Annotated in this window: 1 protein-coding gene, 1 tRNA gene and 1 pseudogene; all 3 read left to right on the plus strand. The window is 64.8% G+C overall.

Annotated elements, in window-relative coordinates; translation table 11 throughout:
- On the plus strand, window positions 1-1,573 hold a 1,573-nt coding region (locus H0W38_RS21030; RefSeq protein ID WP_292457861.1), incomplete at its 5' end, for a TonB-dependent siderophore receptor.
- 36 nt (window positions 1,574-1,609) lie between these two features.
- A tRNA-Asn gene (locus H0W38_RS21035) sits at window positions 1,610-1,685 on the plus strand.
- A gap of 155 nt (window positions 1,686-1,840) precedes the next feature.
- Window positions 1,841-2,382, plus strand: a pseudogene (locus tag H0W38_RS21040) (transposase); the annotation flags it as partial.

The raw sequence follows: 2,382 nt of genomic DNA on the forward strand, positions 1-2,382 counted from the left end.
AGAGCAGCGCGCCTTCGGCCTGCGCGTGAACGCCGCCGTCGAGCACCTCGATCCCGAACTGCACAACGCCAGCGGCAAGCGTCACCTTCTGGCGCTGGCCGGCGACTGGCGCCTTTCGCCCGACACGTTGATCGAAGCCGCGATCGAAACCAGCCGGCGCAGCCAGCCGAGCCAACCTGGCTTCAGCCTGCTCGGTGATCGCGTTCCCGATGCGAACGACATCGATCCGCGCATCAACCTGAACAACCAGCCGTGGTCGCAGCCGGTTGTCTTCGCCGGGCGCTACGCGAGCTTGCGACTCACGCAAAAGCTGAGTCCGGACTGGCGTGCCGTCGTACACGCCGGCACGCAGCGGCTGACCACCGACGATCGGCTTGCGTTTCCCTTTGGATGCAGCGCCGAGACCAACTTCGACCGCTATTGCAGTGACGGGTCCTTCGATCTCTATGACTATCGCAGCGAGAACGAGCGCAGAACCACCGACGCGATCGACGCGAGCGTTCAGGGCCGACTGCAGACCGGCAGGTTCGCGCATGCCTTGAGCGTCGGCGTGCTCCGCAGCCGCTTCGAGGCGAGTCTCCAGGGGCAGGCGTACAACTTCGTTGGACAAGGCACGATCGACGGAACCAGCGTCACGGGCTCAAACCCCAGCCTGGTCTTCGACAACACCAACCTCGACGAGCGCAACACCGACTTCTACCTGCGCGACGCCATCCAGCTCAGCCCCACGGTGAGCTTGTGGCTGGGCCTGCGCCACACGCGGCTCGAGCGCGAGAGCATCACCACCTCGGGCACCGAAGCCACCCGGTACAGACAGAACTTCACCACGCCCTGGCTTGCTGGTAGCTGGACGGTGACGCCAAGCGGGACGCTCTACGCGAGTTGGGGTGAAGGCGTCGAGTCGGAAGCGGTACCGGGGCTTGCGCAGTACCGCAACGCAGGTCAGGCACTGCCTGCACTGAAGAGTCGGCAGACCGAAGTGGGCTTCAAGCATGCGGGCAACGCCGTTTCCTGGAGCGCTGCGGCGTTCGAGATTTCGCGGCCTGCTTACACCGATGTCGGCGATTGCGATGGCGATCCGAACAACTGCGAACGTGCGAGCGACGGCGAAGCCGTGCACCGCGGCCTCGAAGCTCAGGTCCAGACGAGGCTCGGCGCGTGGACGCTGGGCGGCAGCGCTATGCTGCTCAGAGCAAGGCTCGAAGGCAGCGCCGACCCAGCCCTCGAAGGAGGCCGCCCCGCCAACGTTCCCGCGCGCACCTTGCGGCTGTTCGCGAGCCACCGACTGGCCGCCCTGCCCGGCCTCGACACCTACGTCGCGCTCACCGCAGAGAGCGAGCGCAACGTGCGCCCCGGCAAGGGCAGCGCACGCATACCCGGCTGGGCCCGCATCGACATCGGCGCCAGCTACGACCAGCACCTCGCCGGCGGCCAGCGTCTGGTCTGGCGCGCCGGCATCGACAACCTCGCCGACCGTCGTGCCTGGAAGGAAGCGCCCTATCAGTTCGACCACGTGTACCTGTATCCGATGGAGCCCCGCACCTGGCGCCTCTCGGTCACGGCCGACTTGTGAAGCGGCTGCGAGCCTGGCTATAATTTGCGGCTTCGTTCCTCGATAGCTCAGTTGGTAGAGCGCCGGACTGTTAATCCGTAGGTCCCTGGTTCGAGCCCAGGTCGGGGAGCCATAAAAATCAACAGGTTAGCGACGCACGTCGCTAACCTGTTTGTCTTTCTGGACCACCGTGTCCGACTCGTGTCCGAAATTTCTAGCAGGATGAGCCTGCCCCCGAAAAACGTACTTCATAGCTGAGCTGAGAATGTCAGAGATGGAGCACGAGAGATGAGCAAGAAAGACGAGATCAAGCACCGGGCGAGGTACACGCTGGAGTTCAAGCTGGAGGCGGTGCGGCTGGTCAAAGGCGGTCAGGAGATGGCGGTGACGGCGCGGGTGTTGAACATCCCGAAAGCGACGCTGGGCAACTGGGTGCGGCTGGCTGAGAAGGGCGATCTGCAGGGGGCTGGAGAGCGGCCGGTGAGTGTCGAGCAGATGGAGCTGGCCAGGTTGCGAGCCGAACTTGCGCGGGTGAAGATGGAGCGGGACATCCTAAAAAAAGCGACGGCGTACTTTGCAAAGGATTCGCTGTGAAGTACGCCTGGATCGCCAGGAACATCGTGATGTGGCCGGTCACGCTGATGTGCGACGTGCTGGGCGTGAGCGCCAGCGGCTACTTCGAGCATCGACGCCGCAGCCGCACCGACAAGCCCAGCCAACCCGGCGCTGGGCGCGTGAGCAACGAAGCGCTGCTGGCGCACATCCGCGCCATTCATGCCGAGGTCAGGCACGAGTATGGCTGGCCGCGGGTGTGGAAGGAGCTGCTCGCA

Origin of the sequence: Methylibium sp., from assembly GCF_013817365.1 — a bacterium.
Lineage (GTDB): Bacteria > Pseudomonadota > Gammaproteobacteria > Burkholderiales > Burkholderiaceae_C > Methylibium.